The following is a 14,369-nucleotide window of genomic DNA, read 5'->3' on the forward strand; positions in this document are numbered from 1 at the left end:
CAATCCGAAAAAGCATCACGAAACCATGCGCTTTTGCAGAACAGATTACCCAGGCTGTACCAAATCGGACCGATAGCGTTCCACCAGTGCCTCCTGGTATCCCGCCTGTTTCCGATGCAGGATTGCCTGTGCCACCGGTTGCAGGAAGGGACACTGAACCTTTTCCAGCTGGCTGAGCCGGGAAGAGGATGAGATGGGCTTTGCGGAAAGGGCAATCTGGTAGTCTTGCAAGGTCATGTGCCAGAGGTGGAACCGGTCGCCATAGGTTTGCCACAACCGATCGGCAATGGCCAGCCCCTCCGGATCAAAATCCCCTGCATAGTAAAGGGAACACCCGGATGCAGCCAGCAGATCCAGCAGCTGCCAGGAAGCTTCCCGCAGCTGACCGGAGGTGCAGATCATGGGATGCAGGATCCCCGGCTGCCGGCACAGCGTGGAAAACACCATCTGGTTTTCCAGAAGGTAAACGCAGCCGGTGGGGCTGAACGCCGCTCCGAGTGCAGAGATCTGGGAAGAGGTCAGCAGACAGAACTGTTCCTGCTGACGCAGCTGGGCACAGGCGGGATGCTCCCGGCCATCCGGCAGAGCCAGAATCAGACCGCGCTGGACCGTAAAGCAGGAGATGTCATCTAGCATCAGGCCACATTCCCGGTACAGTGCCAGCCTGTCCCGGGAATGTGCGGGGACAGGCCGGTCTTTCCAGTAAGCCAGCGCATGCAGCAGCAGATGACCGGCGGGCTTTTGTCCGTCCAGTGCATGGGGATCAGTGGAAACCGCATAGCTGCACAGCGCCAACTCCTCCGGTTCAGAGGCCGTTGCCAGTCGATCCAGTGCGCAGCAGACCCAGTGCAGCCAGTGCGCCGCGTCCTTGTCGGTTTCAATGTGGGGTGCAAGCAGCTGAAAGCCATTGCTCTTGTCCTGTGCCATGGCGCAAAGCCAGTTTCGGGTAACCGGCTGGTGGGGCAGTGCGTCCTCGGCGGCAAAAAATGCCTGTACGGTATCCTGCCGGACTGCTTTCTGGAGCGGATTGGAAAGCAGCGGCCGGCCATCCAGCCGCTGCCAGAAGTCGGCCATATCTGTCACGGCGAATCGACTGGTACGCAGGGCTTTTTCAAAATCAGAAAGCTTGTAGCGCAGGCGCGGCGGAACAAACCGGCGGCCCAGAAGACCTTCGGCGGCCTGACATTCCGCGTCGGATGCATCCTTCAGCTGAATCACGCCGTCGGAATATCCCGCAAGGGATTTTTTGCGCAGCTGTTTCAGCTGACGTTCCCAGGCAGGGGAATTGGTGAAATATCGGCAAAGTGCTTCGTCCTTCATAGTTCCTCCATCCGGCGTGTATGGCCGTCCCAGTGATAGCGTACCACCGTGACCACGTCCGCGTCCTGCGGCCGCCAAAGCTCGGCGATGTTCAGGCTGGGAACCGACGCATAGCAGCCCCACAGCGCCTGCGAGTTCATGATATAGTTCAGTCCCAGCTGATGAACCAGAGCGAACATGCTCTCAATGTTGGTTTCGTCCACGCCGGCAAAGGCTTCATCCAGAGCCATGAGCTGGGGGGCATCCTCGCTGGCCGCAGCATATTGGGCGGACAATGCAGCGAACAGCGGCACATACATGGCCATGGCTTTTTCGCCGCCGCTGAAGCTGTTAAAAGCAGAATCCGTCAGTTCTCGTTTTGTGGGTGCCGGGTTGACAGAATTACCCTTCTGATAATAGAGCTGGAACTCGAACCAGTTGCGAAAATCCAGTGCCTGCCGCATCAGTTCGGAATAGGTGGCAGGCACAGCACTCTGGCGGGACAGCTCCCGGGCCTTGGCGATTTTGGCGCGGAAATGGCTGGTGATCTTATCCCGGTCTGCATCGCCCATCACAGCGGGATCTTTACGCAGAAGATCGATGAGCTCGCGGGTGGTCAGCTCTTCCTGCTGATCGGCGGGTTTTCCCTTCCAGTTCAGGCTGAACCGCAGACCCATGGAGGTGTTCAGCTGTTCCATAATTCCGCTCATGCGGCGGGTCCAGTCCTGACTGTTGTTGATGCGATGACTCAACTTGGCGGTGATGGTCTGGTTCAGGATGGTTTCAAACAGACGCCGGTCCTCCATGGAAAGAATCTGCTGGTCATCTTCAATGTGGCGTTCGGTGTACTGGATGAAATCCAGAAGATCCATCCGCTGCCCGTTGGGATACAGGTCGATGCAGGCGCGGGTGCGCAGCAGGTTGTCTTCATTCTCGAACAGGGGGTTCAGGGTAATGCGATAGGAGTTCAACACGCTGGCATCACGAACATTTTTTTCAAGGGAGGTGCGCAGCCGGTCCAGTCCCAGATTCCGGTCGTTCTGTCGGATGGCATTCTTTGCGATTTCCGCCTGCTTCCAGAGTTCGTTGTCATTGCGTCCCGGCTGACCCGGCCCATGGCAGAGCTCTTCCTCAAAAATCTGGCGCTTGCGTTCCTCGTCCAGCATGTCCCGCTGTAGCCGCTCCTTGCGCTGAGACAGATCCGGCAGATCGTGCTGCAGATCGTTCTGGCTCAGTGCAAGTTCCATTTTCGCACCCTCCAGGCGCTCGTGCACCTGTGCCAGCTCCTGGCGCAGTGACTCCAGCTTTTCGGCCAGAGCCCGGGTTTCCGGCTGGTTCAGGTACTCCTCCAATGCGTCAATCGAGACTTGTGTTTTGCGCAGATTCGCCTCGTGAAAACGGATTCGGTCGGTGCATTCCAAAAGTTCGTCATTCAGTTCATCCAGCTGCTGTTCCAGATCGTTCAAGCGGCCTTCGGTGAGTTCCAGCTTCCGTTTGTCGGCGGAAATATCCTGAAACAGGCTTCGGTACCCGTCACAGCAGCCTGCCATGGCTTCATAGGTATCGGCATTTCGTTCGTACGGCAGGTCCTTGGTCAGCGGAAGCAGCTGGGCCCGGAGCGCGTTTGCCTGTTCCTGCTGATGCAAAAAACGCTGCCGTCGATCCTCATAGATGCGTTCCTTTTGCTCCATTTCAGCCCGCTGGGTGGATGCAAGCTGCAGACAGGCCGCCAGATCGGCGGTGGTGGGGCGCTGCTCGTATCCGTTTTGCAAAAGAGACAGATCCGTTTCCGCCCGATGAATCTGTTCCAGTGTGGCGTGGATCTGCTGTTGCTGTTCCTCGATCTGCAAAGAAAGGGCGGCAATCTGGCGGCGCCGATTTTCCCGGCGGGTGGATGCACCGATGTAACCGGCGGGCTGCAGCGCCACACTGCGGCCCTGAATAGCGCCCTGCCGGTAGCGTCCGTCGGAGGAAAAATAGACTGTGCCCTCGGGCAGAGAAGAGATCCGACTCAGAAGGTCGGCCACATTGGCCCAGGCGGGCGCATCGAACGCAGGACGCAGCGCAACAGGAGCGGTGGCCTTTGGGGCGTTTTCCAGATTCAGAAAATGGTCGGGGTGCTCTGCCAGAATCACGGCGGCATCCTCTTTGGCGGATTCCGGCAGCACCAGCGCATCCAGAAGGCCGGTTTCCATCAGCTGGGTTTCCAAAAGTGCCTGTTGCTCCGGTGAGAGCTGGTCATCAAAATCCACCAGTTCGTAAAAAGCGGCGTGAGGAATGCCGCGCTCCTTCAGCAGATCACGGGTCTGCTGAACTGCTTTGGAGCGGGGAGGAGGAAGTTCTTCCTGCTGTTCCAGCTCTCTGCGTTTGGCCGCAAGGTTATTGAGTGCCGCCTGCTGTTGAGAAGAGAGCTGCTTGAGTCGATAAAATTCGCCCTGAAGGGGACGGGCGAGGGCTTCACGGGCTGTGCGCAGCAGTTCCTGGATGGCCTGTTCCTGACAAAGACCTTCATATCCGTTCACCAGCTGGAACAGCTCCCGCACCTCATCCCGGTTCAGCCGGAAGGGGAGAGTGGGAGTTTCCAGCTGGGCAAAGGCTGCACACAGGCTGTCGCGTTCCCGCACTACAAGCTGTTCTGCTGCTTCCATCTGACTGCGGGCATGCTGCAGTTCCAGATTGGCCGCATCCAGATCCCGCTCGTAGCCGTCCAGCAGCTCCAGAGCGGATTTGTGTTGCTGCAAAAGATTTGCGGCACTGCGCAGCCGCTTTGCATACTGTGCCAGCAAGGGTAACTGAACATTGAAATCAAAGGCCGACAGGGAAGAGGGGTGATGCGCCCAGCGCAGCTCCACGTTCAGCAAATTCAGCTGCTGGAACTGCTGCTCTAAATTGTCCTGATGATCCTGAACCTCCTTCCGGGCCTGGCGCTGCTGGAGCTCCTTGCCGGAAAGAGTGGCCTGCTTTTGGCGTTCCTTCGCTTGTTCCTGCTCGATCTGAGTTTGATGCTGGCGCTTTTCCTCTTGCAGCTGTTCCAGTCGCTGAACACTGCTCTCCAGACGGCTGTCTGCCTGCAGAGTATTCAGTTGTCCGGTGAGTTCGCTCTCCCGCTGGGAAAAGTTTTTGACATCGGTCTGCGCCTGTTGAAGACGGCGTTGTGTCCGTAAGATGAAATCCTCCTTTTCCTGAACTTCCAGCTGCTGTTTTTGGACAAGATGGCGGGCAGTGAGATAGGTTTCTGCTTTTTTGCCCAGCACAAACTGATTGTAGCGGATGTATTCCTTGCGCAGCTGGCGGGCCGCCTGCAAGCTTCGCTGCAGCTCGTCCAGCTGAACTTGAATATTGTCCATCCGCTCCATGGAGTTGACCATCGGGGCAATATCGTCTTCACTGAGGGGCTGCAACGAGGAATTCAGAATTTCCCGCACCAGACGGGGCGAGAAATCCTTGCTCAGTTTTGGTTTTCGGATCTGGATCAGCAGCCGAAGAAGCCGCTCATACTGTTCCAGCTCGGCGCATCCAAACAACATGCGGTTGACCATCTCTTTGTAGTCGCTGCTTCGTTCTGCCCAGTTTTCGTTTGGCCCCAGCCGGTTGCGGACTTCCTGACGGCTCAGTGAGATATGCTGCGAACCTTTGGTTTCAAAAAGGGGGAAATCGTGTTCGCCAGTTCCGATCCGCCGTCCGTCGCTCAGGCAGAACCCCCAGAACTCCACGGGCTTATCCCGCCGGGCGCGCAGTCCCACCACAAGGGTGCGATAGAGCTGGGATTGCGGCTTCACAAATTCCAGATAGAGATACCCAGTGCTTTCCTCTTTCTCGTCGCCCAAAAGATAGTATTTCATATTGCGGTCCTTACTGCCGAAGGCATCCAGTCGATACGGACGAAGATCGCCATCCAGCATAAAGGGAATAAAGCTTTGGGTGGTGACGGATTTGCCCGCGCCGTTTTCGCCACGAAGCAAAAGCCGCCCATCGCTGAAGGAAAATTCCTCCCAGTCATACAGCCAAAAATTGACAAACCCCAATTTGTTCATCTGCCAGCGTTCCTGCATACGAATATAAACCCTCCCGTCACTGTTTTTTTGGGTAAATTCCCTGCCAGAGACTGAACCCTGGATTGAATGTAATGATGTCCTGATCGACGAATGCAAATCCCCAGTAAGACAATTCCTCCAGCACATCCTGTGCCAGTGCGGAAAGCTCTTTTTCCGCAGCGGTTTTTCCCCACTGAGCCTGATGTTCCCTGCGAAGTGCGTCCAATTCATCAAAGAAAGCCTGATAGGTCAGATGAATCCGGTCGTCCGCAGTTCGGTCAAAAGTGCCGCAGGCGGTTTTTTCACTCAAACGCTCAAAAAGCAACAGAATGATGTCGCTGAGCATCTGATCCCGTGGAAAGCAGTCGCCGCAGGGGACTCCTTCTTCCGGAAGGAAAAATGCCCCGTTATGATAGACCTGCAGCGTTCCGCCGATGGTTTCGTCCAGATTGTGTTCCACCATACCGCGCTGATTTTTGATGTAGGCATATACCGGGTCTGCCGGGTCTGTCCAGTACACAGCGGGCGCCAGCGCCAGCTGGCGATATACCCGATAGGTACGGAAAGTACCCCGGTCGGAATCCGGCCCGTCCACAGGAGGATTTTCAAAATCCGAAAGCGAAGTATAGCCGGAAATATCCCGGTGAAAATTCACACTGAAATAGCGGCAAAGGCCGGTATTCTCGTACAGCACTTCCTGCTCCTGATGGGATGCAAAGGCGTTGCTTTCCCCCTCGTAGCTGTGCAGCAGACCAATTCGTTCCGAATATTGCAGTACGCGGACCAGAGAGGCGCGGCACTGATAACGCTCCCAGCTCAGTTCATGCCAATAAGGCTTTACATAAGCGCTCAGTGCCTGTGTGAGCTCAGACAGCAAAAAGCGCTGACCATCGTCCTTGTCCTCCAGCATCAGCAAAACACCACACAAAAGGCAGTAGTCGCTGATTTCGGTAAAGTCGGAAATTCCGAATGCCGCATCAGCCTTGCCCGGTTCCTTGACCAGTCGGATCAATGTTTCGGTGCTGACAATTTCCCATCCGAACTGATCGCGCAGGGTGCGCCGCAGATCGGGGAGTTTGCGCCGAATCCGATAAAACAGTTCCCGGTCATCCTCTCTGCGAATCCAGAGCTGATTCAAAAGGGTGCGAAATTCATCCATGGGAGTGCACCTCCTCGAAAACAAGACAGTATGCGGGCATGGTCAGATTTCCATCGGTGCAGGGAAGGACACAGGTTTGTCCTTGTGGGCAGGTTATGGTGTAAATCTGACCATATTCCGTTCGGGCACGTTTGCTGGCGTTCGCGTTTGCTTTCACCACCCAGGACAAAAGTGTTTGCCGGACCTGAGGAGAAATGGGCTCCTCGACGGATGCGAAATCCAGCCGGCCGTTCCGGATGAGACGCTGCAGCTGATTGTGCAGTTCTTGTTTCTGCTGCAGATAGGCTTGCCGCTGAGCGGCCTTTTCCAGTCCCTTGTCGGAGAAAAAGCTCTTTTCCCGGGGTGGGCGGCCTGGTCGTCGCCGGTTGCGCAGAGGGTAGAGAAAGGGCTGTGCATCCAGACAGGGGTCGGTTTCATAGATGGTTTCCGCGTTGATTCCCGTCAGATGAACCGCCTGCTGTGCACCAAACACCATGCCGGAAAGACGGTGGGCATCCGCCAGTGTGGGACAGGCGGAAAAAAGCTCCAGAAATTTTTTGTATTCGTTTTTTCGGTTGGCGCCGCCGCTGTGAGCCTGCAGAATCAGCTCAGCATTCATCAGGATCCGCTGAATAATATCGTTAGCCAGATCCAGTACATGCTGGCTGTCGCTCTGGCTGTTTTCCGTCGGGACAAACCAGTGATAAAAGCTGTTCCAGAACCCGTAAACCTGATCACGCAGCTGCTGGTCATAGTTGTCATCCCGCTGGATCAGACGCCCTTCGCCTTCGCGCTTCTGGGCCGCATACACCTGTTCCAGAATTTCCGCGATCCGTTCATCGGGAAGACACAGAAGAATCCGGCGGATTTTCTCCGCATGGCGCTGCAGCTCCAGAACAAACTCCTGCAGATAGCGAATCACCTTATCCTTATAAGGCAAAAATTCGGTGGTCTGCAGAATATGTTCCGCCTGCGAAGAATAAAAATCCCGCAGATAATCCTGATACCGATTGGTAAGCTGGCGGAAATCCTGCTGCAGCAGATCCCATGACTGACTGATCGCATCGCTGTTCTGGATGGAAAGCGCAGACATCCGATCCACGGTATCAAGAATTCGCTCAAACAGCTGAGAGGACAGCACAGCGGTGCGCAGGTTCAAACTTTCCAGAGAAAGGGTCATCCGCTCGATTTCCGTGGCGGCTTGAGACATGGAATAGCTGAACTGTTTGTTTTTGTATTCAGCGATGCTGCCGGGGCGATGAGGGTCCTGGATGGGAACCAGATTCCGCCATTGGCACAAGGCACTGAGATCCTGTTCCAGCTCTTCTGCAGTGTATTGGGTGAAGTGGGAATCGGAGCGAAGCAAAGCCAGCAGCTGCTGCTTGTTCAAACGAATGTTTGCTTTCTGGGATTCCAGATAGAAGATTCGCATAATCGCGCGATATCTGGATGCGTTCGCTGCTGTGAGGTAACTTGCCTCCGGAATATCGCTCAGTGTAATTGCTCGGAATTGCATGGCGTTCACCGTCCGTTTTGCAAAAATCAGGGCCGCTTCTTTTTGGTAACGGGATAAAGGACCCTGTTAATAGTGTAATGGATGATATGTCCGATAAAAAGGGTTTTCAAGCAATCGGAAGATTTTTGTCGGAAAGATAAAACGAGCGGCGAATGAATTGTGGAATACTTCCAAAAGCATCCAAGACATCCAAATCATGGGGATCATAAAAAGAAAATATACTCGATTGAATTTCGGGAGAAGCGGCATGGAAAAACAGGCCGCAAAAGAGATTACAGGCGCATACCGATTTTGCGGAAAAATCGGTTCGCTGAAAGGCCTGTTTGGGGAAAGTTTTTCTGTGTTCTGTTTTTGCCTAAAACGCATACCGGTTTCGGAGCCGTTTCGTTTGCAAGCGCATACGGATTATAGACGGCAACCCGGGGACAAACCCGTTTGTGATAAGGCTTTGGAGAGAAAATTTCATACCGGAAAACAGCGAGAAATGTATACCACAAACAGGGTGAAGAGAACATGAGTTCATTCGGACTGTTTGGAGCAGTGCGTCGGGAGGTAAAATTTATACCAGAAATGCCCGGCCGCGAACCGTTTTGAAAGCAGTTGCAGCTGGGCGTTTTGGCGGTGGGCTTCTATCTGGAAAAGATCGATGGAACGGAAGAAATCATTCTGACCGGGTGATTCCTTTAAGACAAGAGTTCAGAGGGGTTCTATCAAACTCTCAAAAATAGCCTGTTGATTTGGGTGGCTGTGTGCTAGAATAGTATCCATAAGACAGAGCAGGGCAGTTCGAAATTTACTGTCCGCAGGGAAAATCCGAAAAGAACACGGTGGTTCTTTTCAGGGAGGAGAAGCAAGATGAATAACGAAACAACTGCCGTTACCAGCCCGGCGGAAATGAACAATGCACAAAGGCAAAACGTGCCTTCCATCGAGCAGTGGCTGAAGGAGGCAAAGCAGCAGCCCGATGCGGACCAGTGCGGGATGTACCTGTTTCACAATGGTGTGGTGCGGGGCACTGCCAAAGCACAGGTGCGCCATGGCGAGAACTCGCCGCGGGTGACGGGAATGCAGTTTTCCTTTGATCAGAAGAAGGTGGATGCAGCGGTGCAGCGCATCAAAAAGATGCCGGGCATCTTCCATGTGCGGGCATGGCTGAACAGCGGAACGATGCAGGTGGGCGACGACCTGATGCTGCTCCTTGTGGGCGGCGATATCCGTCCCCATGTGGTGGATGCGCTGCAGGCCCTTCTGGACGAGCTGAAATCCATCTGCGTGAAGGAACAGGAGCATTACGAATAAGAAGTTCTCTCAAAATCAAAGAAACGCGGCAGCAAGGCCTTTTTCGGAGGGCTTTGCTGCCGCGTTCTTTTATAGGGCTAACATTTGGTTTAAGAATGAAAAGTGAAGGCCCAGTTACCCCACCAGCTGAAGCAGCCAGTAGGCCAGCGGAATGGTCACAATGGAACAGACTGTCGTAACGAAGATGCCGCCCATGGCGTAATCACCTTCAGTGCCGGAGGCCTTTGCCATCATGACCAGAGAGGACATGGCGGGCATGGCTGCCAACAGGGAAACCGTCAGGTGGATGCTCTCATCGATGGGAAGCAGACTGGTTGCCAGATAAAAAATCACCGTAAATGCGACCATCTTTACCAGTACAATCCCATAGAACTCTTTCACCCGGAGATAGCTCCGGATGTCCATACAGGCGAATACGCCGCCCAGATAGATCATGGCCATAGGGGTGGCGGTGGCGCCGATCTTGCTCAGCGCAGTGTTCAGAAGCTGGGGCAGGGGAATACCGGTTACCACCAGCAGCACCGAAGCGACAATGGCCACGGTGCAGGGGTTGATCATCTTTTTCGGCTGGAACGTACCCTTTTCACCGGATCCGGTCAGCTGAACGCCCAGCGTCCAGAGAACCAGCTGATCCACAATGGTGAATACCGAGATGTACAGCATACCCTGTTCCGGAAAGATGCTGGAAACAATGGGGATGCCCATAAAACCCACATTGCCGAACATACTCAGCGCCCGGTATACCTGAGCCCGGCTGCCTTGCAGATGAAACAGGCGAGCCAAACCCTTGCCCATGAAGAAGGTACAAAAATAGAATGCCACTGCCAGCCCCAATACCGGCAGCGAGCGGATCAGAGCAGCCCGATCCACACCGCTTACTGTGTTGATAAAGATCATGACCGGCAGGCCCAGCTTCAGCACAAAGCGGGACAGGGTTTCCAGCGTGGTGGCGTTGAACACCTTTGCTCTGACCAGCAAAACGCCCACAATGATATAAATGACGAACAGACCGATCTGTTCAAGAATGATTGTAAGAATGTCCATGAATATGCTTCTCTGCCTTTGCGATTGAATTATTTCAAGCCCTTGTGCGGGCAGCAGTATTCCCACTGCTCCTCGCCGGTTTTGCGAACACTCAGATCGCACACCACGTTCTGCGAGGGGTCCGGATGACCTTTCCACAACTGGTACAGTTGGGGCAGAAATTTGGGCCACCGGCTGGCCTCGTACTCCGCGTGATCCGTGGTGCTGGGAGGCTGCAGTCTGGCATGAGGATCTTTGGCAAGAATCTCCTTCACGAAGTGGGGCGGTTCAGACACCGTGGTGCTTGCCACTGCTGCGGTGATGTGGTTACAGCCACCCTCACAGTCCTGCCACATGTGCACGGTCATGTCCACAAATTCGTCTTTGTCGTTGAACACACCCTCCACGAGGACATGGCTCAGCGCATAGGTAAAGGGAAAGTACCCCAGTCCCAGACGGTGGATCTCTATGCCTTCGCCGCCAAACACCGGGCTGCCCTTGCCCACAGATTCGGAGATCATGTGCACGGAGTTGCCGAACCCATACTCCCAGGGAGCTTTTACCCAGCTGAACCGTTTGTGGGAACCGGGGGCCCAGAGGTAATAACCCTTTTCCATGTTGGCCCAGAACCAGTCCAGCATCTTTGCGCTCACGCCGGGAAGAAAATGCTGCGTCTGGGACTGCAGCACCCACTCCTTCTCCTGCGCCATAGCGTTCAGCTCCAGCGGAGGATATTCCGGCTGGGGGCGGCTTAGCCTCTCATAGGGTAAAATGTCGATTTCGGTATTTTCCCGGGCGGGCATATAGGTTTGCCCGGCGGTTGCCTGATAGTCTGTCATGGTTCTTCCTTTCTCGTTACAGATGATACCCGATGTTATCCAGCATACAATCGGTAAACCGGATCAGCTCTGCCTGTTCCTCTGCCGAAAGACCAGCGCAGAGAGTTTTTGTGATTGCTTCGTCCGCCTGTGCCAGTTCCAGATACAAATTCCGGGAACGCTCGGTGCAGCTGATCTTCTTATACCGGCGGTCGATGGTACTGGTGGTACAGGTCACAAAGCCTTTTTTCTCCAGCCGTTTGATCATCTCGGTCATGGTCGGATGGGTTACCTGCTCGGCTTGTTCAAGATCCCTCTGATTTACTTCCGATACACCGAACGCCTCCATGCGGCTCAGCTCGCCAAGGACCCGCAGCTGTACAGCCGTGAGCCCCAGCTGGTCCGCTTTTTTGTTGAGGTGCTGCTTGAATGCCCGGTCAATGATGGCAAAGCGTCTGCCCAATGGGATGTATTCCGCCATATGCTCTCCTCCTAATAGGTAGTATACTACTTATTTTATCCCTGTTTTAGAAATTGTCAATGGGTGCGGCTGACGGGAAAATGAGGCAAAATACCGCATAGCATCAATGGCGTACGGGGTGCGGTTTCCGCAGAAAAAGGGCTATTGCTTCACGAAAGTGAAGCAATAGCCCTTGGCATATAAAATGGATGTGTATCGGAAGTTTCGCGATCAATATTTCGCTGCCTTTTATTGCGGCGCTTTGCCGGACGAATGGCGTACCATCAGGCGGGCATGCAGCAGCAGCGTGCTGATGGGCACATCCGCCAATAGACTGGACAGCGCATAGAAGGCGCTTTTGCCCAGTTGGGTCCGGTCCTGGCGGATGGTGGTCATGGTGGGCTGGGTATAGGCACAGAGGGGCAGATCGTCAAAGCCGATGATGCTCAGATCTTCGGGAATCCGCAGGCCCATCTCCTGACAGTGGATCATCACCGTGTGGGCCAGCAGATCGTGGCTGCATACAATGGCGGTCACCTTCTGCTCCAGCAGGGCAGGCAGGTGCTTTTGCAGGCACTCGGAAAAATAATAGTCGCTGCCCGCCAGGCTGTGGTCGTCCGGCAGGTTGTGCTTGCGCAGTGCATGGAAAAAGGCGCTGTAGCGCTGCTGGTTCACATAGGAACCCAGCCCACCGCTCAGATAACCGATCCGCCGGTGCCCCTGCTCCTTCAGATGAGCCACAGCCAGGTCCATGCCTTCGCTGTTGTCCACGCCCACATAGCAGGTGGAAGGGTTGGCCCGTATATAGTTATCCAGCAATACGGCAGGAGTATGGCTGGTTTGCAGCTGATGCAGCCAGGGGTCCGCCAGCGAAAGGCCCAGGAAAAAGGCCGCCACGTAGTTGCTTTGCAGCATGTATTCGTCGTAGGAAATGCTTTTCTGGATCTGTTCGTCCAGCGGTACCACGCACACCACAAAGCCTGCAGGCTCGGCCACCTTGCGAAAGCCGGTCACAATGTCGTAGCCGAAGTCCGAGGGTTCCTCGCAGGTCATGTTTTCAATAAAAAGGCACAGCTGTTTCGCACCTCGTTTGCGCATGGAGCGGGAATAGCCCAGCTCCACCGCGGTTTCCAAAACTGCTTTTCGCAATGTTTCGCTCACGTCCGGTGCGCCGTTCAACGCCTTGGAAACCGTCCCTTTGGAAATGTTCAGTTTGTTGGCAATATCTTCGATTCTGGCCATGAAGCTCCTCGTTTTTTCAAAAAGAAGAAAAGATTCGTTTGTGTTGTATCCATTATAACGGTTTTTGGGCGGAAAATCAATGTGAAGGGCGATTTGTACAAGGAACAAGCCGACGAAAAAAGAAGTTTCGTAAAGTTTTGAAGCGCCGCTGTAGAAAGTGACGAAAGTAACGGGGGATCCTTGTGCATTAGGCAGAAAATGGCGGAATAGCCCCAGAAACCTTGACGGCGAAGGGGGAAGGGGAGTATAGTGATTACGGCGAAACTTTACGAAACAAATTGAAGGAGGAACAAACAAATGCAGGGAAAATTCGCGCGGGCGGCAGCAGCGCTGTGTGCGGGGGCATTGCTTCTGACCGGCTGCGGCGGCACCGAAAACGCGCAGCAGACGAAAGAAAAGGTTCGACTGATGGTGTGGTCCCCTTCAGAGGACCAGTCCCAGTCCAGTGGGCAGTGGCTGCAAACCTGCTGCGAGCGGTTTGCTGAGATGCACCCGGAATGGGACATCACCTTTGTATATGGTGTGGCAGACGAGGCTTCGGCAGCCACAGCGGTGGCGCAGGACCCGGAAGCGAGCGCGGACGTGTTCCTGTACGCCAACGATACCTTGACCACCATGACCGACGCAAAGGCGCTGGCTAAATTTGGCGGCAAGTACGCCGACGAGCTGAAGGCGACCAACAGCGAAACCCTTCTGGATTCCCTTACACTGGACGGCTACATCTACGGGGTGCCCTTCACCACCAACACCTGGTACATGTATTACGACAAACGGGTGTTCAGGGAGGAGGATGTGAAAAGCCTGGACACCATGCTGGAAAAGGGTGTTGTATCCTTCCCCTTCGTGAACTCCTGGTATCTGCCTGCCTTCTACTTCGGCAACGGCTGCACCCTCTTCGGTGACGGTACTCAGGAAGAGCTGGGCGCGGACTTCGGCGGAGAAAACGCCGTGGAAGTGACCGAGTATCTGGTGGACCTGGCGGCAAATCCCAACTTCAAGATTGATCAGGACGGCAGCGGCCTTGCCGGCCTGCGGGATGGTAGCATCCACGCCATCTTCTCCGGTTCCTGGGATGCTGCCGCGGTGCGGGAGATCCTGGGGGAGAACATGGGTGTGGCGGCTCTGCCCACCTACACGCTGAATGGTGAGGAAAAGCAGATGTACGCATACGCCGGCTCCAAGGCCATCGGCGTGAACACCTCCACCGATTACATGGTGCAGGCAGTGGAGCTGGCCATGTATCTGGGTTCCGCCGAAGCGCAGCAGCTCCATTACGAGCTGCGCGGCGTGATTCCCTGTAATACCGAGCTGAACGAGGACCCGGCCATTGCGGCGGATGAAGTGGTTCGGGCCCAGAACGACACCTTCGACCGTACCTCCAAGCTGCAGCCCTTCGTGGCCCAGATGAACAACTGCTGGACGCCGGTGGAAAATATGGGCAAGGCGATCCGAAACGGTACGGTGACCAAGGAAAACGCCGCTGAACAGACCAAAGCGATGAATGATGCCATGAACAGCGACGGAATCTGAGAAAGGTGTG

Annotated in this window: 11 protein-coding genes; 3 read left to right on the forward strand and 8 right to left on the reverse strand. The window is 54.9% G+C overall.

The window, feature by feature from the left end; genetic code table 11:
* Positions 1–45: 45 nt before the first annotated feature.
* Genes PH256_RS09445 through PH256_RS09460 form a run of 4 tightly spaced genes read right to left on the reverse strand, consistent with a single transcriptional unit; the run spans position 46 to position 7,987 of the window.
* Positions 46–1,320: a TIGR02679 family protein gene (locus PH256_RS09445; RefSeq protein ID WP_270913935.1), complete on the reverse strand. Its 1,275-nt coding sequence runs from the start codon at positions 1,318–1,320 to the stop codon at positions 46–48.
* Positions 1,317–5,351, reverse strand: a complete 4,035-nt coding sequence (locus tag PH256_RS09450; protein ID WP_270913936.1) for a TIGR02680 family protein — start codon at positions 5,349–5,351, stop codon at positions 1,317–1,319. The genes PH256_RS09445 and PH256_RS09450 overlap by 4 nt, the downstream gene beginning before the upstream one ends.
* Positions 5,352–5,370: 19 nt before the next feature.
* Entirely contained in the window at positions 5,371–6,492 is a 1,122-nt protein-coding gene (locus PH256_RS09455) for a TIGR02678 family protein (RefSeq protein ID WP_270913937.1), read from the reverse strand.
* On the reverse strand, positions 6,485–7,987 hold the full coding sequence (locus PH256_RS09460) for a TIGR02677 family protein (RefSeq protein WP_270913938.1): 1,503 nt from the start codon (positions 7,985–7,987) through the stop codon (positions 6,485–6,487). The genes PH256_RS09455 and PH256_RS09460 overlap by 8 nt, the downstream gene beginning before the upstream one ends.
* A gap of 247 nt (positions 7,988–8,234) precedes the next feature.
* Between PH256_RS09460 and PH256_RS09465 the strand changes: the two genes are divergently transcribed.
* Positions 8,235–8,504: a hypothetical protein gene (locus PH256_RS09465; RefSeq protein WP_270913940.1), complete on the forward strand. Its 270-nt coding sequence runs from the start codon at positions 8,235–8,237 to the stop codon at positions 8,502–8,504.
* 338 nt (positions 8,505–8,842) lie between these two features.
* Positions 8,843–9,286 carry a molybdenum cofactor biosynthesis protein MoaE gene (locus tag PH256_RS09470; RefSeq protein WP_270913941.1) on the forward strand — a complete coding sequence of 148 codons (444 nt, stop codon included), beginning with the start codon at positions 8,843–8,845 and terminating at the stop codon, positions 9,284–9,286.
* Positions 9,287–9,400: 114 nt separating this feature from the next.
* On the opposite strand, the gene PH256_RS09475 is transcribed toward PH256_RS09470, so the two are convergent.
* From PH256_RS09475 to PH256_RS09490, 4 genes are all read right to left on the reverse strand, one after another.
* Complete coding sequence (locus PH256_RS09475; protein ID WP_270913942.1) at positions 9,401–10,330, reverse strand: AEC family transporter; 930 nt, start codon at positions 10,328–10,330, stop codon at positions 9,401–9,403.
* Between the two features lie 29 nt (positions 10,331–10,359).
* A complete protein-coding gene (locus PH256_RS09480; protein ID WP_270913943.1) occupies positions 10,360–11,148 on the reverse strand; it encodes a DAPG hydrolase family protein in 789 nt (262 codons plus the stop codon).
* 16 nt (positions 11,149–11,164) lie between these two features.
* Complete coding sequence (locus tag PH256_RS09485) at positions 11,165–11,608, reverse strand: MarR family winged helix-turn-helix transcriptional regulator (RefSeq protein WP_270913944.1); 444 nt, start codon at positions 11,606–11,608, stop codon at positions 11,165–11,167.
* Between the two features lie 228 nt (positions 11,609–11,836).
* Positions 11,837–12,829 (reverse strand): LacI family DNA-binding transcriptional regulator, encoded by a 993-nt coding sequence (locus tag PH256_RS09490; protein ID WP_087184874.1) that lies wholly within the window; start codon positions 12,827–12,829, stop codon positions 11,837–11,839.
* A 297-nt stretch (positions 12,830–13,126) separates the two neighbouring features.
* Between PH256_RS09490 and PH256_RS09495 the strand changes: the two genes are divergently transcribed.
* Positions 13,127–14,359, forward strand: a complete 1,233-nt coding sequence (locus PH256_RS09495; protein ID WP_270913945.1) for an extracellular solute-binding protein — start codon at positions 13,127–13,129, stop codon at positions 14,357–14,359.
* The last annotated feature ends 10 nt before the right edge of the window (positions 14,360–14,369 follow it).

This window comes from Allofournierella sp. CML151, assembly GCF_027853465.1.
Taxonomy (GTDB): Bacteria; Bacillota; Clostridia; order Oscillospirales; family Ruminococcaceae; genus Allofournierella.